The organism is Sulfurovum sp. (assembly GCA_026990595.1).
Lineage (GTDB): Bacteria > Campylobacterota > Campylobacteria > Campylobacterales > Sulfurovaceae > Sulfurovum.
The window spans coordinates 84,684-108,367 of record JALXCZ010000008.1; the positions used below are offsets into that span (position 1 = coordinate 84,684).

A 23,684-nucleotide genomic window follows, 5' to 3' on the forward strand; every position below is an offset into this window, starting at 1 on the left:
TATACTACTATTTGTATATAATTTAGCATTATATTTTCAAATTAGTAACAGCTTCATATCGCTATGTATTTACAAGAAAGGGTAACTATTGTTTAAAAATCCATTTAACCTTTTTGGATTCTCTAATATATTCAAACAATATACTATGCATCTTTTTGGTATTGTAGCATTTCTATTTACATTCTCTTTAGGCATTGCTGCTTTGATAAGAAAAACAGAACCCATTACTGAGAATCTAGCTATCTTTGTACCTTACGGTATTTTAGTTTTTTTCTTGAACCTTTTTTACCTTAAAGCGATCAGACTCTCAAGAGAAGATTATGAGAATAAGTTAAAAAAAGAGAAAGAGTATTCTCAAGCCCTGCTTCGTTCCCAAAAACGCTTTTTAAGATACGCCGTACATGAAACAAATACGCCTCTTGCCGTGATCATGGCAAATATTGAACTTTATGAACTTGACTCAGGGAAACATCCTGCGCTTTCCAATATTGAAGCTGCAACTAAAAATATCTATGGAATCTATGATGATCTCAGTTATCTTACAAAAAAAGACAAATTGATCTACAATAAACAAAAGATCATTCTGGCAGATTTTATTCGAAGCAGAATAGAATTTTTTAATATCGTTGCAAAACAGTCAAAACTGACATTTGAATTTAAGAACCAATGTGGTCAAGCTGCTATTTCGCTTAATGAAACCAAGTTGCAACGTATTATTGACAATAATATAACCAATGCCATAAAGTACACCAAAGCATATAAAATAATCAAAATAATACTCTATGAAGATGAGGAGCATTGTATCTTTGAAATATCCAGTAATTCTACGATCATTAAAAAACCTGAACATATTTTCAACGCCTACTATAGAGAAAACAGTAGTAAAGACGGTCTCGGTCTTGGCTTAAATCTGGTAAAGAGTATCTGTGATGAAGAGCATATCAAAATTGAACTGCAATCCACTCAAAAACGTACTTCATTCAAATACTATTTTAATAAAGGAGAGTTACATGAAGATTCTATTGCTTGAAGATGATCAACTGCTAAATGAAGCTATTAGTAGATTTCTTACCATTAAGGGGCATACTGTTCAAACTTTTAGAGACGGAGCTTCTGCACTTGATGTATTTAAGGAAACATGTTATGATCTTCTTATTTTAGACATTAATGTACCCAATATAAACGGACTAAGACTGCTTGAAATACTCCATGAGGATAAAATCCAAACACCGACTATTTTTATTTCCGCCATCATAGATATTGATGATATCGCCCATGCTTTTGATCTGGGGTGTCATGATTATCTTAAAAAACCGTTTCATCTTAAAGAGCTGGAGATACGCATAAATAAAATACTGCAGTCAGAGTACATTCCCCATTCACACTTAAGACTTTCAAAAAATTACAGTCTGGACATGGAATCCTCTATCTTAAGATTTAACGGGGAAGTCCAGATATTATCGGAAAGACATTTAAAGATCCTTACCCTTCTTGCCAATAATCGTAACCGTGTTGTTGACTATGCTCTTTTTCAGGAGTATGCATGGGATAATCTTGATGTTGAACTTCCTACGATAAGGGCTGAGATCAATCGTCTTAAAAAAAATCTCAAAGAAGACTTTATCGTTAATATCAGAAATATGGGCTATATGATCAAAAAACCTATTTAATACGTTCGGCTACCAGGTCACCAAACATTATAAGATCTTTCAGTACAGCTTTTTGTGCAATACCATTTTTTTCTATGGCAAGCATCAATTCTCCTTTATTACTTGAAAATATCTTCTGATAGATGATCGCTGTTATATACCAAAAATCACCCTTTCCCAAAGTTTTTTTATATACATTGATCTCTTTGGAGGCAGGTATTTTTATTTTCACCAATCCTTTTTGGCGTTCTGCCCCGACTGCACTCAAGGTATAGATACCTGCTTTGGATTTATCTCTGATCATTTTGGGAAGGTTGAAGTAAAGTGTCAGAAGATCATTCCTGCTGTAAAAATCCAATACTGTATGTTCCTCAGCTGTGATCTTCCCATTTTTCTTCTTGAGATACTCTTTTGTAACTCTTTTTTTCCTATGGTCTATATGGTAGGTCTTCTCTATGTATCTCTGCCCGTATGTTTTGATCACTTTATAGCTATCTGAGATGTACATGCCCTTTACAATATGTCCTTTACTGATATGTCTCTCTTTTCTATTGTGGCTTAATGCTTTTGCAATACCGGTAGCTTTCATACCGATATCTATCGTATAGGTATTTCCTTTTGTCTCCAAATGTGCATTCGCGATTCCCATTTGCCCAAAGATACCAAAACTCACTTTATATTTCACATCCATTACTTTGGCATAGCCCATAGATGAAAAAATAATAAATAAACCTAAAAAAATAAAACTTTTTCTCATATATTTAACTCCAATCTTACAGTTTGAACCAAATTCTACTATAATTGTGTGAACAAATCGTGTGGAGAATAAAATATGTCGGCTATAGATAGAAATGTAAGTAAATCACTCAATGTTATTGACGGACTGGATATGAATATCGACCATACGGTGCAAGTATTACTTGCCCCTATCTACAGTAAATTCCCCATACTTTCTGAAACTTTTTTAGGTATCCCTATAGCCAATTTTATCGCTGCTGTTCTCGTATTTCTTATTTTTTTACTTTTACGTAATTTCTTTACCTACATTATTATGGAAAGTTTACAAAAGCTTGCAAAACATACAGAGACCTATTATGATGACAGGGTTATTTCAGCACTGAAAGGACCTGTCGGATTTGCTTTTGTTCTTATAGGCTTACATCTCTTTTTTCTATTGATCTTCAAAGAGACTGCTGTTATTAAGAACAGTCTCAATACCCTGATCGTCTTTGATATCTTCTGGGCGATCCTTGCCATCGCGGAAGCATTACGTGGCATACTCTATCATGCAACAGCAAAATTCAATCCTGATCTTTCCAAAGAGATGGGCGATTTCATCCTGAAGATCGTCAAGTTTCTTATAGGTGGTCTGGGTTTTGCCGCCATGCTTCAGGTCTGGGGCATCAATGTGACAGCACTCATCGCTTCTCTTGGACTGGGCGGTCTTGCTTTTGCTCTGGCTGCCAAAGATACCGCATCAAATCTCTTTGGCTCTTTTGCCATCCTTGCAGACAAATCCATACGTATCGGTGAGTGGATCAAAGTGGATGGAGTTGAGGGGGTGGTAGAAGCTATCGGTACACGAACCACCAAAATACGTTCATTTGAAAAATCCCTCATCACCCTTCCCAACCAGATCATAGCCAACACCCCCATAGAGAATTTTTCACGTCGCGGCGTACGACGCATCAAGATGCGTATCGGATTGACCTACGGTACAAACAGCCAACAGATACACAAAATTGTTGAAGAGATCAAATATATGCTGCACAGTCACCCTAATATCGCTACCAAAGAGACACTTTTGGTCAATTTTGAATCTTTTGGAGACTCGACACTGAATATCTTTATCTACACTTTCACAGCAACTTCCAACTGGGAAAGATATCTGGATATCCGTGAAGATGTCCATCTAAGGATCATGCAGATCGTAGAAGAGAACCACGCCAGTTTTGCTTTTCCTTCACAGAGTATTTATGTGGAGAGTTTACCCGGTCAAACTATGGTATAATTTCACCAATCAAATAAAGGGATCTCTAATCATAGATGCCCAAATACCTTCGTTCCATATCTCCTGATGTGAAACGTATACCGAAAGATAAATATACTATGCAAGAACATGAACTCAAAAAAGTAGCCATTGTAGGACGACCCAATGTTGGAAAGTCCTCACTCTTTAACCGTCTCGCACGTCAGCGTGATGCCATTACTTCAGATATGTCAGGGACAACCCGTGACATTAAAAAACGTATCGTGACCATTTCAGGCAACCGTGACTTTGAAGTCATTGACACAGGAGGGATAGACTACTCTTCAGCACTTTTCTCCAAAGTTGCAGCATTTTCACTAAAAGCTGCCGAGCAAGCTGATATTATCATCTATATGGTTGATGGGAAAAGTATCCCGGATGAAGAAGATAAAGAACTTTTTTATAAACTCCAGGAGATGAACAAGCCTTTGGCTCTTGTTGTGAACAAAATAGACAATGACAAAGAGGAGGAGCGTTACTGGGAATTTTTAGAGTTTGGTGCCGATGCTACTTTCCCGATGTCGGTCAGTCATAACCGTTACTTCAATGACTTTTACGCATGGATGGAACAACATATCCCTGCTCGTGAAGAAGAGGAAGAGGGGCTACAACTTGAAGAAGATCTTGACCCTTTCGAAGAGATCGTTCGTGATATAAATGCTACACCAGAGGAAGAGGACAATGAGATCCGTGTAGCCATCATCGGTCGTGTCAATACAGGTAAAAGCTCTCTACTGAATGCTCTCTTGGGTGAAGAGCGTTCGGTAGTCTCTGATGTGGCAGGAACAACCATAGACCCCATAAATGAAACCATAGAACACAATGACCATGAGATCACCTTTGTAGACACAGCAGGTATCCGAAAACGTTCTAAGATCCTAGGCATTGAGAAGTATGCCCTTGCCCGCACCACAGAGATGCTCAAAAAAGCAAACCTTGTACTACTCGTCCTTGACTCAACCCAGCAGATCTCTGAACTGGATGAGAGAGTTGCAGGACTCATAGAAGAGTATAAACTTGCCTGTCTGATAGTGCTTAACAAATGGGATATTAAAGATGAAAGAACCTATGAAGAGGTAGTCGATGATGTACGCGATGAACTTAAATTTCTGCACTATGCACCGTTTATTACTATCTCGGCTAAAACAGGGCTCAGGGTCAACAAAATACTTGACCAGATCGTAGATATTTACAAGCGTTACAGCTTTCGCATTCCTACCTCTGAACTCAATGATACCTTGCGAATGGCGATACGCCGTCATCATGTACCATCACATAACGGTGCTGTGGTGAATATCAAGTTTGCCACTCAGTATGAAACCAAACCACCCAAAATCGCACTCATCACAAACAGACCAGAGTACCTGCACTTCTCCTACATCCGCTACCTGACAAACTTCTTCAGAGACAAATTCGATTTTGAAGGTGTACCGCTGGATATCGTGGCACGTAAACGCGGACAGAGATTTGATGAAGATGACGAATTCCAATAAATTACTATCTACTAATTACTATTTACTGTTTTCCCTGCTATAATTTCACAAATTATAGCAGGAGAGACTATGCGTGTACTAACAGGAATCCAAGCTTCAGGAAAACTTCATATAGGGAACTATTTTGGAGCGATGAAACCTATGGTTGAGCTGCAGGAAGAAAATGAGCTTTTTACCTTTATAGCCAACTACCACTCACTTACTACATCTAAAGATGCCCAAACACTAAAACAATACACCATAGATGCAGCGGTTGATTATCTTTCTGTTGGTATTGACCCTGAAAAAACAACTTTTTGGGTACAGAGTCATGTACCTGAAGTACTTGAACTCTACTGGATACTCTCCAAATTCACCCCTATGGGACTGCTGGAGCGTGCACACTCCTACAAAGACAAAGTAGCCAAAGGAATCCCTGCCAACCATGCACTTTTCAGCTATCCCGTACTTATGGCAGCAGATATATTGCTTTATGATACCCAAAAAGTCCCTGTAGGAAAGGACCAGGTCCAACATGTAGAGATGACCCGTGACATCGCTACCAAATTCAACAATGAGTATGGTGAACTTTTCACACTCCCTGAACATTTAGTACAAGAAGAGGTGGCTACCATCCCCGGTATAGACGGACAAAAAATGTCCAAAAGTTACGACAATGCCATAGACCTTTTCATGGATGAAAAACCTCTCCAAAAAAGATGTAACAAAATAGTCTCTTCCTCTACGCCTATGGGAGAACCTTTGGAGTGGGAAGATGACAATATCTTTGCCTTGGCATCACTCTTTTTGGACAACAGAGAAAAACTGGAGCTGCAAGTACGTTACCAAAGCGGTAAAGAAGGGTATGGACATTTCAAAAAATACCTTAAAGAACTTATCTGGGAAGAGTTGGCCGAAGCCAGAGAAAAAAGAGAATACTATCTTTCCCATATGGATGAGGTACATGATATTTTGGCGATGGGAGCCAAAAAAGCACAAACCATTGCACAAGCTAAAATGGAAAAGGTAAAAGAAGCTATAGGACTATAGCCTCTACTTCCACCTCTTTCCCTATAATACCACTTACAAGATGTGTTGCAATACTGTCTGTACTATAAATAGCTAAAGTCAGCTCACCCTCATTTTTATGTCCTTTTTCCTCTCCTAAAACAAGCAAACGCTTTGCGATCGCCTCTCCGGTATGAATAAGGTTCAATTCTCTTTGCATGATCTTTTCTATCATATCGGCAACAAGCGGATAGTGTGTACAACCAAGGACAACCGTATCTACATCATTTTCTCTCATAGGATGCAACCATGCTTCAAGCATCTCTTGGGTTTGGGGATGATCGATCTTTCCCTGTTCTATCTGCTCTACAAGACCAGGACACGCTTGTTCAAAAAGTGTGACATCTTTTTGCATAGCCAGAGAGTTTGCAAGCTGCTGATATTTATCACCTTGCAATGTAGCAGGAGTTGCCAATACCCCGACTTTTCCTGTTTTGGTCTGCTCCATAGCAGGTTTTATCCCTGGTTCGGTACCGATAATGATAAGTTCTGGGTATGTTTCACGTAATGCTTTTACTGCCGCCGATGTTGCTGTATTGCAGGCAATGATCAAAGCATCTATCTCATACGTATTAAGGAAATATTCTGTAATGTTAAAAGCATATTGAAGTATCTGTTCTTGTGTTTTTTCACCGTAAGGGGCATGTTGTGTATCGGCAATATAAAAGATTTTTGCACCTTTAATTATCTGGGTCATAGCCTGAACTACGGTTAAGCCACCCAACCCAGAATCAAAGACACCTATTTTCATAGGAAAATTATGCACCCTCGTTCATGATAGAGAGAAACTCTTCATTCGATTTTGTTTTCATCATTTTCGCAAAAAGGAATTTAAGCCCTTCAACCTCTTCCATATTTTGCATAGCATTTCTAAGTGCCCAGACTTTTTGAAGCGTTTCAGGATCTACCATAAGCTCTTCTTTACGTGTACCTGATTTCGTTACATCGATTGCTGGGTAGATACGTCTTTCGGAAACATGACGACTCAGTACCACTTCCGAGTTACCTGTACCTTTAAACTCTTCAAAGATCACTTCATCCATACGTGAGCCCGTATCTATCAATGCTGTCGCAATAATTGTAAGGCTTCCGCCCTCTTCTATGTTTCTTGCCGCACCAAAGAAACGTTTTGGCTTATGTAATGCATTGGCATCTACCCCACCTGAAAGCACTTTACCAGAGCTTGGTGTGACTGTATTATAGGCACGTGCAAGTCTTGTAATAGAATCAAGCAGAATAACCACATCTTTACCCATTTCTACACGTCTTTTGGCTTTTTCTATGACCATTTCTGCGGTTCTTACATGATTTTGTGCAGGCAAATCAAACGTAGAAGCATACACTTCACCTTTGACTGAACGCTGCATATCTGTAACCTCTTCTGGTCTCTCATCCACTAAAAGTACCATCAGTGACGCATCAGGGTTGTTATGGGTAACACCGTGCGCCAACTCTTTGAGAAGCTCTGTTTTACCTGTTCTCGGAGGAGCAACAACGAGGGCTCTCTGCCCTTTACCGATAGGTGAGAACAGATCAAGTACACGTCCTGTCATTTTCATCGGGTGATATTCCATCTTGAGCTGTTCACTGGCATAAAGCGGTGTAAGGTTGTCAAAAAGTGGTCTCTGTTTGGATTTTTCCGGAGCAACATAATTGATCGCTTCGATCTTAAGCAGTGCATAATACTTCTCCTGATCTTTCGGAGGACGTACCTGACCTGTCACAATGTCACCGTTTCTTAAAGCAAAACGCTTGATCTGCGTACCACTGACATACGTGTCATTACTGGAGTTTGCAAAATTTCCGTCAATAGAACGCAGGAAACCATACCCGTCATTCATCACTTCAAGGATACCGGTATAGAGTATGAATCCTCCCTGGCTTACCTGTGACTTAAGAATCTCAAAAATCAGATCCTTTCTTTGAAATTCATTGGGGTTCTCAACTTTGACCTCTTTGGCTATCGTGACAAGCTCATCAAGTGGTTTTTGTTGAAGGTTTTCAATCTTATGTCCCTGCACAGGTACATGTGTTCTGTTTTTTCTGTTGGCATTGTTGCCGTTAGAAGATTTTTTTGTATCGCTCATAATTCCTCTTAATTTAGGTATGATTTTTGGTAATGTAGATATACAATAGTATTATTTAACTATTATGTAGTAGCAGTATTATATTGGTTTTTGGCTGAAAAGTCAAATACACTCCCTTTTCAGCCGATCAACGCATAAAAGAGTAGCGGCGGATAAAGCCCGACTCCCATGAGAAAAAACCATGAAGGTATTTTCCACTCCAGCATAGCTGCCAGATCATCAGGAATTTTACGTCTAATGAATATGGCTTTGATCAATTCAATCTTGTAGAACATATCAAAAATTTTGAGTGTCAAAATAGCTATCATATAGATATTAAGCTTATCTGTAACAATTACAACAAAAAGTGTAAAATAAAAAGCCGGATGCATCAAAAAAAAGAAAAAGATGCTCTTTCTGTACCATCCATAAAGCTTTTCCATCACACCGTACAGCGTATCTGCACGTTGCATGGCTGCTTCAAAAAGTTCCAATAAAATCATGATAAATACTAAGACAAATATATTTTCCATAGGGGGATTTTACCCATATTTCGATAAAATCCTTACAACAAAAGGAAGTAGAGACTTTAATCCCACATTAACTACAAATAGTGGAAGTAAAGTCTCCACTTACAAAATAACAAAAAGGTGTATCTTTGGCAGACGTAGCATGTACCCACTGTAACCTGAAGTTCTCAGAAGATATCATGATCACAGAAAAAGAAGAGGGTAAAACACTCTACTTCTGCTGCAAAGGCTGTCAGGGAGTTTACCATCTGCTTGAAAATGAGGGGCTTGATACTTTTTATGACAAACTTGGCAATACCAAGCTTCAACCGGCAGCCCAGTACAGTGATGACCTTCATAAGTTCAACCTTGAAGGCTTTAAGAACAAATACATCAAAGAGCATGAAGACGGACTTTATGAAATCAACCTTATCATAGAAGGTATCCACTGTTCTGCCTGTGTCTGGCTCAATGAAAAAGTACTCCATAAAACAGACGGTATTATAGAAGCGACTATCAACTATACCAACAACAAAGCCAAGGTAGTCTGGGATCCTGAAATCATTCAACTCTCCAAGATCATTGAAACCATACGCTCCATCGGTTACAATGCCTACCCCTATGATCCTACCCTTCAGGAAGAGCGGGCCAATAAAACCAAAAAAGCATACTACTCACGTATTTTAGTTGCTGTTTTTGGTTCTATGAATATCATGTGGATCGCCATTGCCCAGTATGCCGGCTACTTTACCGGTATTGAGCAACGCTTTAAAGACATTCTCAATGTGGCTGAATTTATTCTTGCCACACCGGTACTTTTTTACAGTGGCTGGGTTTTTTTTCGCGGTGCCTACTTCGGATTTAAAAACCACATTGCCAATATGGATACGCTGGTAGCTTCAGGAGCACTTTTGGCATATATTTATTCCATCTATGCCATGATCACACAACGGGGAGAAGTCTATTTTGACTCGGTTGTAATGATCATCACCTTTGTACTGGTAGGGAAATATCTCGAAGTACTCAGTAAAAAACATGCTGTAGATACACTTGATTCTATTATGGGGAGTACCCCTACCGAAGTAACAGTTATCAAGAACAATGAAAAGAGTCTGGTCAGTGTTGAAAATGTAATACTCGGAGACATCATAGAACTTAAACCCGGAGAAAAAGTTGTTATTGACGGTATACTTACCTATGGGGAAGGTTCATTTGATGAGAGTTCCCTTACCGGAGAGAACGAACCCGTGCATAAACACAAAAAAGACCCTGTTCTCAGCGGTTCTATCTGTCTAGACTCAGTCATTCGCTACAAAGCGACCAAAGATGCTTCTAACTCATTGCTCTATTCTATCGTTTCCCTGCTTGAAGAGTCTATTACCAAAAAGCCTCGTATCGAACAGCTTGCCGATCAGGTTTCGGGCTATTTTTCAAGTATTATTCTACTCATTGCTTTACTGACTTTTGCTTTCTGGTGGATCTACGGAGGAACATTCGAACCAGCACTCATCATAGGTATTTCAGTGGTTGTCATTGCCTGTCCATGTGCATTGGGACTTGCCACTCCCATGGCAACACTGGTCGGTATCTCCATGGCGGCAAAACGCAATATCCTTTTTAAAGAGGCGGGATTTCTTGAAACTATGGCAAAAAGCGATCTATTGGCACTGGATAAAACCGGTACTATTACACAAGGTCGTCCCTCTGTTGTAAAAGAAACCAACTATCATTCCTATGACAAAAACCTGCTCTATGCACTGGTTGATACCTCCACCCACCCTATTTCAGAGGGAATACACCGTTACCTTGAAGCAGATAATGAATCACTCCGCCCACTACCGCTGGAAACAATCAAAAGTATTCAGGCAAAAGGGATTGAAGCAGAGTATCACCATCAAAAGATCGTTGGAGGGAATACTCTCTTCATGAAAGAGTATGGCATTGTCTGTGAAGAGGAGAGCGAGCATACCCTTTTCTATTTTGCGGTGAATGGAGAACTTATAAGCAAATTTGAATTAAGTGACACCATCCGGGAAGGAGCAAAAGAGGCAATCGCCCATATCAAAGCAATGGGGGTGCAGGTAGTCATGCTAACCGGAGACCATGAAAAAAGTGCACAGAAAGTTGCAAAAACTGTAGGTATTGAAGAGATACATGCCAGACTGCTGCCACAGGAGAAGTCAGCCTTCATACAAAAAAAGCAGAAAGAAGGACATATTACTGTAATGGTAGGAGATGGTATCAATGATGCCATTGCACTGGCACAATCAAACATTGCCATTGCCATGGGAAACGGTACCGATGTTGCCATTTCGGTCAGTGATGTCGTACTTATGGACGAAAAACCCCAAAGCATTTACGATGCCTACAGACTTTCAAAACGTACCTACCTTGCAGTCAAAGAAAATTTGGGACTCTCTCTACTGTACAATTCCATTGCTATACCACTCGCCGTTGCAGGATATGTTACACCTCTGATTGCTGCACTTTCCATGAGTTTAAGTTCACTGATCGTTGTGGGTAACTCTATGCGTATCAAGCGACTTAAATTTAAAGCATAGTTCTATTAGAGGTACCCATTAGCATTACTGTGCTATGATATTTAATTGAACCCTCTAATTAACCTAGGCGTTTAATTATAACAATAAAGGTATTTCATGTCCAATACTATCATTATTCTCATGCTGGGAGTTTCTACTTTTCTCGGGGCATTGGGACTTATTGCCCTGCTATGGGGTGTAAGAACAGGACAATTCGATGATCAATCCAAATTCATTGATGCGGCACGTTATGACAATGAAGAGGAACTGCGTGATGCTGTCATGATGGAAGAAAAGAAAAAAAAGCATGAAGAGAAAAGAAAAGAAGAAAAAACGAAAAAAAACTATATGCCTGCAGATTAATACAGGTACAAGATTTAGGGCACCTTTAATCTTTCCTTTGCTATAATATGAATAAATATTAAAAAGTAATAAGGATTTTATGATGAAAAAAATCATTCTAGCCACACTCTTTTTTTCTGCATTACTTTCTGCGGAAAACAGTATCGGTTTAGATATCAATAATGAAGATGTTGAAATACTGGGATCTATTGATCTTAATACATTGGCAAACTATGCGGACGGTACGACTTATATTTTAGATGCCTCTTACCTGCATACAGACGGTGCCAATATGACCGCAGTAGGTATCAGTGGACAAAATACGCTTCAGGGTGTTCCCGGTCTTACTCTTGGCTTTGGAGCAAAAGTGATCTTTGCCAGTGATTTCCTGGCAGTTCCTCTTATGGCAAAAGGTATCTATATACTTCCGCTGAATGACAGCATTCCCACCACATCACTCATGTCAACTTTTGCCTATGCTCCGTCAGTACTTAGTTTCCGCGATGGTGACAGTTATTCAGAGTTCAAACTTGAAGCCGATATGGAAGTGATCAACAATGTACATATTTTTACCGGGTATAGAAATATAGATACAGACTATGAAGCAGGTGATCACACCTTTAATGACAGCTTCTATGGCGGATTGAAACTCAGCTTTTAAAAGGATTATAAATTATGAACAAATCATCAACTATTCTCGTTACCGGAGGTGCAGGTTATATCGGTTCCCATACCGTTGTGCTCCTAATAGAAGCCGGATACAATGTGCTTATATTCGATAATTTCTCAAATGCTTCCAAAGAGAGTATTAAGCGTGTAGAGAAGATCGTAGGAAAGTCTATTCCTGTGGTAGAAGGAGACATCCGTAACAGAGAAGATCTGAAAAAGGTTTTTGAAAATCATACGATAGATTCTGTGATCCATTTTGCCGGACTCAAAGCAGTAGGAGAATCTGTAGAAAAACCTCTTAAATATTATGACAATAATGTAACCGGGACAGTGACACTTTGTGAAGTAATGTCCGAGTATGGATGCAAATCTATTGTATTCAGCTCTTCTGCCACAGTTTATGGAGACCCCCATACAACACCGATTAAAGAAGATTTTCCACTTTCAGCCACCAATCCTTACGGCAGAAGCAAACTGTTTATAGAAGAGATATTACGCGATCTTTATATTTCAGACAATACATGGAAAGTAATTCTGCTTCGTTATTTCAACCCTGTAGGCGCACACGGTTCAGGAACCATAGGCGAAGATCCCAACGGTATCCCCAATAATCTTATGCCCTACATTACGCAAACTGCTGTTGGTAAACTCTCCTGTCTCGGTGTATTCGGAGATGACTACGATACCCATGACGGAACCGGTGTACGTGACTACATCCATGTCGTTGATTTGGCTAACGGACACCTCAAAGCGATCGAGAAGATCGATGGGATCAATGAGGTACTCACAGTTAACCTAGGAACCGGAAAAGGCTACTCCGTACTCGATATGGTCAAAGCTTTTGAAAAAGCATCCGGCAAAGAGGTACCCTACTGCATTGCTCCCCGAAGAGCCGGGGACATTGCCAAATGCTACGCAGACCCCTCGTATGCCAAAGAAGTACTGAGCTGGGAAGCTACAAAAGGTATCGATGAGATGTGTCAGGACAGCTGGAGATGGCAGGAAGCAAATCCAAAAGGATATGCTCAGTAATAGGAGCAATATTGTATTCTATATACTAAAAATAACCAATAACAAGGAACACTATGCTGATCAACAAATCTATTTTCCGAGAATATGATATCCGCGGTATCTTTGAAAAAGAGCTCAATGAGCACTCTGTTAAGCTCATAGGCTACTATCTGGGTCAAAAGATCGGTCAAGGCAATATTGTCTCCATTGGCTACGATGCACGTTCACACTCTCCACTTTTGAGGGACTACCTCACCTCAGGACTCAATGCATCTGGATGCACCGTACTGGACATGGGCATGGTAGCCACCCCGGTAAATTATTTTTCAAACTACCAAAAGATCAAAGATCTTCATCCAAAAGATTCTACCCACTACCCACTACCCACTACCCACTCTATGATTGATGCTTCTATCATGATCACCGGTTCCCATAATCCTTCTGAATATAACGGTTTTAAGATCACCATAGGGCAAAGTCCTTTTTTCGGAGATGACATTTACCGTTTAGGTGATGCGATCACCCATGATCAAAACAGAGTGATCCCTGATAATACAGCCAAGATCGATATTGATGTCAAAACACCTTATATAGACTTTATGGTCAAAGAATTTGCACATCTTAAAGGACTCGATAAAAACATAGTGCTTGATTGCGGTAATGGTGTGGCAGATACGGTACTTACAAAGATCTTTGATACTTTGGAACTGCACTACACAGGGCTTTACTGTGAACCCGACGGTACCTTCCCCAACCACCATCCCGACCCTTCTGTGGAAAAAAACCTTGAAGATGTCAAAGCTGCACTTGAAAAAGACGGCAACATCGCCTTTGCCTATGACGGTGATGCTGACCGTATTGCTGTGCTTACCCATAGACACAACATCAAAGGTGATCAAATGGCACTGCTCTATGCTATGGGCATGGAAAACCCTACAGTCATAGGAGAAGTTAAATGTTCACAAGTAATGTATGATGAACTTGAACGTCGTGGGGCTAAAGCCATTATGTATAAAACAGGACACTCCAATCTCAAGGTCAAAATGAAAGAGACCGGTGCTGACCTTGCCTGTGAAGTCAGCGGGCACATCTTCTTTAAGCACCGTTATTTCGGATACGATGATGCCATCTATGCCACACTCAGAATGTTGGAACTCATTGCTGAGGGCATAGACCTGGACAAAGAGATTGAAGCCTTGCCGAAAGTCTTCTCTACTGAAGAGATCAAAGTAGAAACAACTGAAGAAGAAAAGTTCCTTATCATCGACAAAGTAAAAGAACTGCTTCAAAATCCTCCAGGTGATTTCCCTAAAATTCTTAATATCATTGATGTTGACGGTGTCCGTATCAATTTTGAAAAAGGCTGGGGACTGGTGCGGGCAAGCAACACTACCCCGGTACTTGTTACGCGTTTTGAATCTACAGACAAGAAACTGGCAAAAGAATATGAAGAGAAAGTCAATAAACTTATTATACAGGCAAAAGAATGCTTATGAAAAACAAACTCTATTTTAAACTCAAAAATAAAAAAATACAGGAAATTGCTTTTAGTGCCATATGTGAAGAGCAAAAAAACATAGGGTATTATGCACTCCCTGAACAGAACATTACCCCCATTCTGGAGTATTGTAAAACCATACCTGAGCGCATTAAAAATATTGCAGTCATCGGTATAGGGGGGAGTTCACTGGGAGCAAAGGCTATCTATGAATTTATTAAACCCACTAGAAAACTACAAAGAAAACTCTACTTTTTTGAAAGTACAGACCCCATTAATATCACTACCCTGCTTTCAAAAATAGACCTTGAAAAAACCCATTTTCTTATTATTTCCAAGTCAGGCACTACCGTTGAAACCTTTTCCATTTACAAATATATCTATTCTCTGAAAAATGATTCCAAATCCTACACTTTCATTACAGACCCAGGTTCCCCTCTTGAAAAATATGCACATAAAATAGGTGCCTCCATCTTAGACCTTCCCAATAATGTAGGAGGAAGATTTTCTGTACTCTCTACTGTAGGCCTTGTCCCTCTTGCACTTTCAGGCATAGATATACAAGCATTATTATATGGTGCCAATACACTGAAAAAAAGTTTTTTTGGTGCGGGCTATATGCAGGACACCTTGCTAAAAAAAGCTGTATTTTATGCACAAAACCATGCCCAATACCATATAAACTGCATTTTTGCCTATAGTGAGACACTCAAATACTTTTGTGAATGGTATGTGCAACTCTGGGGTGAGAGCCTGGGAAAGAAACAAAGACACAGTGCTTTTAATGTAGGTCTTACCCCCATAGGACTCATCGGACCTAAAGACCAACACTCTTTCTTACAGCTTCTTATGGAAGGGACACGTGACAAATCGGTTACTTTCATCAAAATTGAAGATTTTCAGGATGACATTGTCATTCCCGATATTTCCCTACCTCATTTAGAATCTTTGGACAGCCTCAATAATCTTCCTTTTTCAAAACTGATTAATATGCAATGTGACTCTGTCATAAAAGCTCTGCTAGAAGAAGAGATTCCCCTTGACAGCATCTCTATTTCTAAAGTCAATGAAGGTAACATTGGTGCATTAATGTATTACTATGAACTCCTCACTTCTTTAGTAGGTGAGCTCATAGATGTCAATACCTATGACCAACCGGGTGTAGAAGCAGGAAAAATTATTTTAAAGAAAAAACTAAATTCACTCTCTTAGGTAATGCTTGTGTAACGTTTCTTTGGCTATAATTATCTCTATAATTTAGGGAGCAAGTTGAAAAATGATCAAAAAATGTTTATTCCCCGCAGCAGGCTATGGTACTCGCTTTTTACCTGCAACCAAAGCCACACCAAAAGAGATGTTACCCATACTTACTAAACCACTCATCCAGTATGGTGTAGAAGAAGCTGTGGAAGCGGACATACATACCATGGCTATTATTACCGGTCGTGGCAAACGTGCCATAGAAGACCACTTTGATATCTCCTATGAACTAGAACATCAAATCAAAGGTGGTTCTAAAGAGAACCTACTTTCAGAGATACGTTCACTGATTACCAACTGCACCTTTTCCTACACGCGACAAGTAGAGATGAAAGGTTTAGGTCATGCCATTCTTACAGGCGAAACCCTCATAGGCAATGAACCTTTTGCCGTACTTCTTGCCGATGACCTTTGTACCCATGAAGAAGGTTCGGTACTCAGACAAATGATAGAAGTCTATGAGAAATACCAATGTTCTGTCGTTGCCATAGAAGAAGTACCCATGGAAGAGACCAACAAATATGGAGTTATTGCTGGTGAACTTGTAGACAGTACTACAGACACCTACCGGGTCACAGACATGGTAGAAAAACCAGCCCCCAAAGATGCCCCGACCAATATGGCGATCATCGGTCGTTACATTCTCACACCGGATATTTTTGAAATTCTCCGAAATACTAAACCTGGTAAAGGGGGAGAGATCCAAATCACCGATGCCCTGCTCGAACAGGCAAAACAAGGTAATGTCATTGCCTATAAGTTTAAAGGTAAACGTTTTGACTGTGGATCGGTAGATGGGTTTGTTCAGGCTACGAATTATTTTTATGAGAAAATGTAATTACAACATATCTTAAAAATAAAGAAATGTACTGGCAATAATTGATGTCAATAACATACTGACGAAAGGAATTCTATATGCCAAATAATACACATGAAAATAAAAAGATATATGAGTCAACGATCACAACAAATAATCCTTATGGGGATATCCATACGTGTGAAAAAGTAATAAGATTTTTAAAAGGTAGAAAATAACATGAAGAAAATATGTGTAATTGGTTTAGGATATATTGGCCTTCCCACAGCAGCATTGCTAGCTAACAGAGGTTATGAAGTGCATGGTGTCGATGTGGTACAAAGTACTGTTGATACCATCAATGAGGGAAACATCCACATCATAGAACCAGGGCTTGATACTTTTGTACGTTCAGCCGTAAGTTCAGGTGCGCTTGTAGCAGACCTCAAGCCTGTTGAAGCAGATGTATTCATCATAGCAGTTCCAACACCTTTTCATAAGGGATATGTGCCAAATATAGATTACGTTGTCTCTGCTACAGAGTCTATTGCTCCTTACGTCAAAGAAGGTAACATAGTCATTCTTGAGTCTACATCCCCAGTAGGGACTACCGACAAAGTCGCAGAAGTTCTTGCAGAGAATGGCATTGATACCAGCAAAGTACATATAGCACATTGTCCTGAGCGAGTTTTGCCCGGAAGAATCATGATAGAACTTGTCGAAAATGACCGTATCGTTGGGGGAACTACTCCCGAATCTACTATAGCTACCGTGAAGTTTTACAATACATTTGTAGAAGGTGAAGTCCTCTCAACAGATGCAAAAACAGCAGAGATGGCAAAACTTACTGAAAACTCTTTCCGTGATACAAACATAGCCTTTGCTAATGAACTCTCCATTCTTTGTGACAAGTTTGGTATTGATGTCTGGGAACTCATTGCCCTTGCCAATCGTCACCCTCGTGTCAATATCTTACAGCCAGGTGCCGGGGTAGGTGGTCACTGTATCGCGGTTGATCCTTGGTTCATCGTGCATGCAGGCGGTGAAGATGCGAAGATGATCCGAACTGCAAGAGAGGTCAATACTTATAAAACAGAATGGGCTATAGAAAAGATCAAAAATAAAGCACTAAAATTTGAGAATGAAAATGGACGGAAAGCAAAAGTGGCCTGTATGGGTCTAGCTTTTAAACCGGATATTGACGACCTTAGAGAGTCTCCTGCACTTTACATCACAAGAAGACTTATTGCTGATGGTCTTGATGTATCGGCAGTAGAACCAAATATCTTAGAGCATAGTGAGTTTGACGTAGTCAACTACAACGTAGCTTTAGAAGCAGCAGATGTTGTTACATTTCTTGTTGGACATAAAGAGTTTAAAGGCTTAGATATAAAAACTGACTTAGATTTTTGTGGGGTATTAAAATAGTGACTAAAAAAGTTTTAATTGTTCAAAGAGTACTTACTAGTTATAGATTTGAACTACTTCAAGAGCTAGCTCCTTCTCTCGAACAATTGGATTTTGTTACATCTCAAGGTGAGACTCAAGGTACTTTAAAACGTTATAAACCTAAAAAAATAAAATATAAAAATATCAAGATTCTCACGCTTAATGCTTTTAGATTTGGTTATAGTGGTGATTCTAGGAATACTTCTCTTTTTTTCTATCCACAGGTTTTAAAACTTTTGAAAAATTATGATACTGTCGTTCTGGAAGGTACGACCAATCTTCTCAATAATATACTAATTGTTCCTTATGCAAAAATTTTAGGCAAAAAAATTCTATGGTGGGATGCTGGATATTCTCTGGATAAAAGAACATTAAAAAGAAAAATTATTGACAATGTTGTTAAAATATTTATTCAATTAACAGATGTACAATTAGCCTATTCAACAAAAGCGAAAAAATATATGCAAACATACATGGGTGCAACAAACTGTCATCTGCTTTTAAATACAATTAATACAGCTTATTTTGAAAGTATTCAGGATGAGATACAAGAAAATATTCGAAACTACAAATATAACCCCGAAAATATTAAACTTCTTTATGTTGGTGCTATAGAAGAACGTAAAAAGATAAAAGAACTTATTGATATTGTTATACAAGCCAATAGAGAAGGAAAAAAGTTTACACTCACTGTTATTGGAGGTGGATCTCATCTTAATTTTCTTAAACAGTATGTTTTGGAAAACGCAGTAACCTGCATTGATTTTACCGGTCCCATTTATGACAAAGAAAATTTAAAAAAATATTATTTCAATTCTGACCTGTTTGTTTTACCAGGAGATGGTGGTCTTGGACTTTTACAGTCACTGCTTTATGGTCTTCCTGCTGTTTGTACTGCGGCAGACGGAACAGAAGAGGACTATATAGGGAAGAATTTAACTCTACATAAAATCAAAGATTTTATGAATATAGATATAGCTATGTTACATAAGAATTTTAATTATCAAAGTATATTTGAAAAAGTAAACTTTAAACTTTACATATCAAAACTAGAAAATCTATATTAATGATTAATATTATTGCCATTTTTTTAACAATTAGTTTACTTGTTTTTCTTATTTTTTTTAAGCGAAAAAGTCTTCTAGACTTTCGTGTTTTCACTTTACTATATTTTCTCTTTTTCTATCAGCTGTCGTTCTATAGTTATTATTTTATAGAAAAAAAAATTGATTATGACTTTGCAAATACTATAGGCTTATTCACTTTCATTTCAATTAGTGCATATTTCATGGCTATGTTATTTTTAAAGTTTAATATTTTTAAACATTACAAAAATAAATCTTTATATACATATAATCAGTATAGAATTTCAATTGTTATATTATTTATTACTTTTTTCATATTTATTTTACTAACTATTTACTATGTACGTGCGGGTACTTTTCCAATTTTTCTTACCAGCATTGAAGATCAAAGAATAGCACTAGCTAGTAAAGTATCGGGATTTGTCATTGTTCTTTTACAGTTTATGTTTGTCTTATATGTTTTAGTATTATCAAAACTTTTCCACAAAAAGAATTTTTTCTTAATACTCATAACCTTATTTTCTGGAATTTCATTTTGGCTATTAATGGCATCAAAAAGACCAGTAGCAGGCTTGTTGCTCATATTTCTAATTTTATATACAAATCAATATAAAAGAGTAAAAAATTCTACTTTAATTTTTAGTGTGTTTAGCATTTTACTTTTAATTATACTATATGGTTCATTTCGATTATTTGGGGATATTACAGTTGAACACATGTTGAAAATTTTAACAGCCATTTTTAACGCCGAAATGTTTAATCTTTCATTAGTTTTGAATAATCCTCCTCCTTTGCAGTTAGGTCAGACTTATTTGAACTCTATTTTAATGATTTTCACGGATGTTAAAGACATAGGGACAGTTTTAAAAGATTATTATGAACTTGATTTTAAAGGCGGTGGGATCACAATTGGTATTATTGGTGAAGGCTGGATTAACTTTTCGTATTTGGGTGTTTTGTTTGAATCATTCCTATTTTGGCTCATGATAATAATTTTAGCTAAAAAAATGGAAACAGCATCAAAGTATGGGGATTATTTTTCAATGGGGAAATATGCTTTTTACTTTTATTTTTTACTTTGGATTTTAAGAAATGGTTTTTTTGCTGCTATTACTCCTCTGATGTATTTTGTAATATTTGAATTTATCACATTATTTGTGAGAAGAAAAATATATGTTAAATAAACTCCCTTTAATCCCATTAACTGAGCTATTGGCAAAAGCTTTAGCCTTTTTAATTGTTATTCTATTGACAAGAATTCTTTCCGTTGAGGAGTATGGTCTTTTTAATTATATTGTTTCTTTGGTAATGATGGTATCTGTTTTGATGGATGGTGGCATAAATAATTATATATTCAATAAAAGTGTAAAAAATGAGTTATCAGAGATAAGTGATTACTTTAACAGTCGTATTGTATTGTCATTAATCATTATTGTAATATTGCTTCTATTTGTTTACTTTATCCAAAGAGAATATTTCATATATGTATTTTTCTATTCATTGTTTGTATTTTTCAATAGTAGTCTTTCTTTTTTTAAAATGTTGGCAAGAGGACAAGAGTATAAAAAAATAGATATTCAAACAATCATTCTTGATCCTTTTTTTAGGTTACTAATATTGAGTATAGTATTTATTTTTGGTCTAAAAATTTATTTGCTGGAAACTTTAGAAATTTTTCTTTTTATAGAGTTTTTCATATTTTTTCTAATATATTTATCAATAAGACATAAATTCAACATAACATTTTCAGTAAAAAAAATATATATAAAGCTAAAAACTATACTTTTAGATTCAAAATATTTTCTATTTTATTATCTATTTTTTGTAGGAATACAACGAATGGATGTACTCTTTATGGGACACACGATGGACAATGAAGCTGTGGCACTTTTTTCATCTGCATACAATTTGTATATGGTGATCTTGTTATTTTTCTCTTCTTTTTTAACAAGTGGATTTAAATCAATTTTGGAAAGTAAAGTTAAGTTAATCCAATATATAAAAAGTGTTACTGTCTTTTACATATTAATTGCATTGACTGTTTTAATATCTATAAAGTGGATTTATATTATATTATATCCGGCAGAATACTTAGATGCAAGTTATTATTTAAAACTATTTATGTTTTCTTTACCTTTCACTATTGTTTCATATTTTGGTATTTATTATTTCAACTATGCTAACAAAAGTCATTTAAACGTACTTATTATGTTTTTTTTCTTCCTTATAAAAGCTTTATGCTTATTTGTTTTTGATTTTAAATACATTAATGACTATATATATCTATTAATCACCATAGAGATTTTATTGGGTATAACCTACCTATTTTTACTTATTAGAAATTTAAAGGAAACTTACCAATGAAAATACTACAGATAAATAAATTTCTATACCCAAAAGGTGGTTCTGAAACCTATATGTTTGAACTGTCTAAAGCTTTAAAAGAAGCATCTCATAGCATTGAGTATTGGGGTATGGCGGATGAAAAAAACATTGTTGATGATACTTACAGCTCTTTTGTAAAAAATATAGACTTTAACACTCTAGGTCTGGTTGGGAAAATATCTAATGTATTTTCCACGATATATTCACAAGAGAGCAGAAAGAAAATAGCCATTGTCTTAGACCAGTTCCAACCGGATATTGTCCATATACACAACTTTAACTTCCAGCTTACACCAAGTATTTTACCGGAGATAAAAAAACGGGGCATCAAAGTCATCTATACTGCACATGATAGCCAGTTGGTATGTCCGTACCATAGACTCTACAACTTTCAAAGAGATGAAATATGTACAAAATGTGTAGATGGTCACTTCTCTAACTGCATCAAAGACAAATGTTTTGACGGCTCCTTAATGAAAAGTACCATAGGTGCTATGGAATCATATTTTTATCATGGGCAGGATTACTACAACAAATATATTGATCAAATAATCTCTCCAAGCCTATTTTTAGCTGAGAAACTCAATCATCTTTATCAAAAAGAGATTAACATTGTTCCTAATTTTGTAGAATTGGCTCTTCCCGATGTAGATACAAAAGAAAATTTTATACTATACTTTGGTAGAATTTCAAAAGAAAAAGGTATTATAGATATACTGTCTTTTTTCGATAAACATAAAATAAATTTAAAGATTGTTGGTAACGGTCCGGAAGTAATTCATATCATAAAATCTGACTACATAGAATACTTGGGACCCAAGTACGGTAATGAACTTTTTAAATATATACAAAAAGCTAAATTTGTAATACAGCCTTCAAAATGGTATGAAAACTGTCCCATGACTATTATTGAATCTTTTGCCTGTTCTACTCCAGTGATTGGTTCTTGCCACAGTGGTTTTTTAGAACTTATAAAAGATGGTGAAAATGGCTTCTTGATAGACTTTGAGACAAATAATTTTGAACCGATATTATTAGAATGTTTAGAATCATATGATGCTTCCTTTTCGAAAGCTTCTAAAGAGAGCTATCTAAACTATTATACAAAAAAGATCCATGTTCCAAAAATAATTGAAATATATACAAAGGTTTTAAATGAAAGCATATAAAATAATAGAATTCTTGATCTCTAAGATAAAAGGAGAAAAACATATCATTGAATACCCCTTTAATTTTAGAGAACTTCTCACTATTATCAGTTCTAAATCTATTGCTGTATTGAGAGGTTTTATCTTCATAAAACCATTTATTTCTTCCAAAGGCATAGTTTTTGCAGAAAAAGGTGCTAAAGTACTTTTTGGACACAAAATAAAAACAGGAAGTGGTTTGAATTTGATGGAGTATTCCACAATCAATGCATTGAGCTATGGTGGTGTAGACATTGGCAACAACTTTACCTTAGGTAAATATGCTATGATAGAATGTACTGGTGTACTTCGTAATGTTGGAAGTTCCCTCAAAATAGGAAATAATGTGGGGATCAATCATTACTGTTTTATTGGAGTTCGTGGGGACATTGAGATAGGAGATAATGTTATCTTTGGTCCTAGAGTAAATATTTTCTCAGAAAACCATATTTTTGATGACTTGGATATACCTATCAAAAACCAAGGGGTTAAAAAAGATCAAACCATTATTGGTTCTGACGTATGGATAGGTGCGAATGTTTCTATAATGTCTGGAGTTATTATTGGCGATGGATGCGTTATAGCCGCTGGTTCTGTTGTAACCAAAGATGTAGAACCATATAGTATTATTGGCGGTGTACCGTCAAAATTAATAAAGAAAAGGAAATA

General features: G+C 37.1%; 21 protein-coding genes and 1 pseudogene. 18 read left to right on the forward strand and 4 right to left on the reverse strand.

The features are described 5' to 3' along the window. Positions 1–88 precede the first annotated feature (88 nt). Complete coding sequence (locus MVE01_RS02635) at positions 89–1,030, forward strand: sensor histidine kinase (protein ID WP_472560609.1); 942 nt, start codon at positions 89–91, stop codon at positions 1,028–1,030. After that, positions 1,011–1,670: a response regulator transcription factor gene (locus tag MVE01_RS02640; protein ID WP_472560610.1), complete on the forward strand. Its 660-nt coding sequence runs from the start codon at positions 1,011–1,013 to the stop codon at positions 1,668–1,670. The genes MVE01_RS02635 and MVE01_RS02640 overlap by 20 nt, the downstream gene beginning before the upstream one ends. Here the strand turns inward: MVE01_RS02640 and MVE01_RS02645 are convergent. After that, the gene (locus MVE01_RS02645; RefSeq protein ID WP_472560611.1) at positions 1,663–2,406 is read right to left on the reverse strand and encodes a hypothetical protein; all 744 of its coding nucleotides are present in this window, start codon (positions 2,404–2,406) and stop codon (positions 1,663–1,665) included. The two genes, MVE01_RS02640 and MVE01_RS02645, sit on opposite strands and share 8 nt — an antisense overlap. Before the next feature lie 75 nt (positions 2,407–2,481). Here MVE01_RS02645 and MVE01_RS02650 point away from each other — a divergent pair, with 75 nt between their 5' ends. From MVE01_RS02650 to trpS, 3 genes are all read left to right on the forward strand, one after another. Next, positions 2,482–3,660, forward strand: a complete 1,179-nt coding sequence (locus MVE01_RS02650) for a mechanosensitive ion channel family protein (RefSeq protein ID WP_472560612.1) — start codon at positions 2,482–2,484, stop codon at positions 3,658–3,660. Between the two features lie 98 nt (positions 3,661–3,758). Beyond that, positions 3,759–5,171, forward strand: coding sequence for a ribosome biogenesis GTPase Der (gene der, locus MVE01_RS02655; RefSeq protein WP_472560692.1), 1,413 nt, complete (start codon positions 3,759–3,761; stop codon positions 5,169–5,171). Positions 5,172–5,240: 69 nt separating this feature from the next. Further along, on the forward strand, positions 5,241–6,200 hold the full coding sequence (trpS, locus tag MVE01_RS02660) for a tryptophan--tRNA ligase (protein WP_472560613.1): 960 nt from the start codon (positions 5,241–5,243) through the stop codon (positions 6,198–6,200). On the opposite strand, the gene murI is transcribed toward trpS, so the two are convergent. The 3 genes from murI to MVE01_RS02675 form a co-directional block, all read right to left on the reverse strand. Further along, positions 6,187–6,969 (reverse strand): glutamate racemase, encoded by a 783-nt coding sequence (murI, locus tag MVE01_RS02665; protein WP_472560614.1) that lies wholly within the window; start codon positions 6,967–6,969, stop codon positions 6,187–6,189. The two genes, trpS and murI, sit on opposite strands and share 14 nt — an antisense overlap. Positions 6,970–6,976: 7 nt before the next feature. After that, complete coding sequence (rho, locus tag MVE01_RS02670; protein ID WP_472560615.1) at positions 6,977–8,305, reverse strand: transcription termination factor Rho; 1,329 nt, start codon at positions 8,303–8,305, stop codon at positions 6,977–6,979. 119 nt (positions 8,306–8,424) lie between these two features. Beyond that, entirely contained in the window at positions 8,425–8,787 is a 363-nt protein-coding gene (locus tag MVE01_RS02675) for a hypothetical protein (RefSeq protein WP_472560616.1), read from the reverse strand. A gap of 155 nt (positions 8,788–8,942) precedes the next feature. Between MVE01_RS02675 and MVE01_RS02680 the strand changes: the two genes are divergently transcribed. The 13 genes and pseudogenes from MVE01_RS02680 to MVE01_RS02740 form a co-directional block, all read left to right on the forward strand. Beyond that, positions 8,943–11,354: a heavy metal translocating P-type ATPase gene (locus tag MVE01_RS02680; RefSeq protein WP_472560617.1), complete on the forward strand. Its 2,412-nt coding sequence runs from the start codon at positions 8,943–8,945 to the stop codon at positions 11,352–11,354. A gap of 96 nt (positions 11,355–11,450) precedes the next feature. Beyond that, positions 11,451–11,696, forward strand: coding sequence for a cbb3-type cytochrome oxidase assembly protein CcoS (gene ccoS / locus MVE01_RS02685; protein WP_472560618.1), 246 nt, complete (start codon positions 11,451–11,453; stop codon positions 11,694–11,696). Between the two features lie 82 nt (positions 11,697–11,778). After that, positions 11,779–12,336 carry a YfaZ family outer membrane protein gene (locus MVE01_RS02690; RefSeq protein ID WP_472560619.1) on the forward strand — a complete coding sequence of 186 codons (558 nt, stop codon included), beginning with the start codon at positions 11,779–11,781 and terminating at the stop codon, positions 12,334–12,336. Between the two features lie 14 nt (positions 12,337–12,350). Continuing rightward, positions 12,351–13,376: a UDP-glucose 4-epimerase GalE gene (gene galE / locus MVE01_RS02695; RefSeq protein ID WP_472560620.1), complete on the forward strand. Its 1,026-nt coding sequence runs from the start codon at positions 12,351–12,353 to the stop codon at positions 13,374–13,376. Positions 13,377–13,429: 53 nt separating this feature from the next. Next, complete coding sequence (locus MVE01_RS02700) at positions 13,430–14,851, forward strand: phosphomannomutase/phosphoglucomutase (RefSeq protein ID WP_472560621.1); 1,422 nt, start codon at positions 13,430–13,432, stop codon at positions 14,849–14,851. Next, positions 14,848–16,065, forward strand: coding sequence for a glucose-6-phosphate isomerase (locus MVE01_RS02705; RefSeq protein WP_472560622.1), 1,218 nt, complete (start codon positions 14,848–14,850; stop codon positions 16,063–16,065). The genes MVE01_RS02700 and MVE01_RS02705 overlap by 4 nt, the downstream gene beginning before the upstream one ends. A 64-nt stretch (positions 16,066–16,129) precedes the next feature. Beyond that, on the forward strand, positions 16,130–16,951 hold the full coding sequence (gene galU / locus MVE01_RS02710) for a UTP--glucose-1-phosphate uridylyltransferase GalU (RefSeq protein WP_472560623.1): 822 nt from the start codon (positions 16,130–16,132) through the stop codon (positions 16,949–16,951). A gap of 198 nt (positions 16,952–17,149) precedes the next feature. Further along, a complete protein-coding gene (wecC, locus tag MVE01_RS02715; RefSeq protein WP_472560624.1) occupies positions 17,150–18,337 on the forward strand; it encodes a UDP-N-acetyl-D-mannosamine dehydrogenase in 1,188 nt (395 codons plus the stop codon). Beyond that, positions 18,337–19,425 carry a glycosyltransferase gene (locus tag MVE01_RS02720; RefSeq protein ID WP_472560625.1) on the forward strand — a complete coding sequence of 363 codons (1,089 nt, stop codon included), beginning with the start codon at positions 18,337–18,339 and terminating at the stop codon, positions 19,423–19,425. The genes wecC and MVE01_RS02720 overlap by 1 nt, the downstream gene beginning before the upstream one ends. Continuing rightward, positions 19,425–20,627, forward strand: a complete 1,203-nt coding sequence (locus MVE01_RS02725) for an O-antigen polymerase (RefSeq protein WP_472560626.1) — start codon at positions 19,425–19,427, stop codon at positions 20,625–20,627. The genes MVE01_RS02720 and MVE01_RS02725 overlap by 1 nt, the downstream gene beginning before the upstream one ends. After that, positions 20,617–21,807 (forward strand): oligosaccharide flippase family protein, encoded by a 1,191-nt coding sequence (locus tag MVE01_RS02730; RefSeq protein WP_472560627.1) that lies wholly within the window; start codon positions 20,617–20,619, stop codon positions 21,805–21,807. The genes MVE01_RS02725 and MVE01_RS02730 overlap by 11 nt, the downstream gene beginning before the upstream one ends. Beyond that, on the forward strand, positions 21,804–22,997 hold the full coding sequence (locus tag MVE01_RS02735; RefSeq protein WP_472560628.1) for a glycosyltransferase: 1,194 nt from the start codon (positions 21,804–21,806) through the stop codon (positions 22,995–22,997). The genes MVE01_RS02730 and MVE01_RS02735 overlap by 4 nt, the downstream gene beginning before the upstream one ends. A gap of 520 nt (positions 22,998–23,517) precedes the next feature. After that, a pseudogene (locus tag MVE01_RS02740) lies at positions 23,518–23,679 on the forward strand (DapH/DapD/GlmU-related protein); the annotation flags it as partial. Between the last annotated feature and the right edge of the window lie 5 nt (positions 23,680–23,684).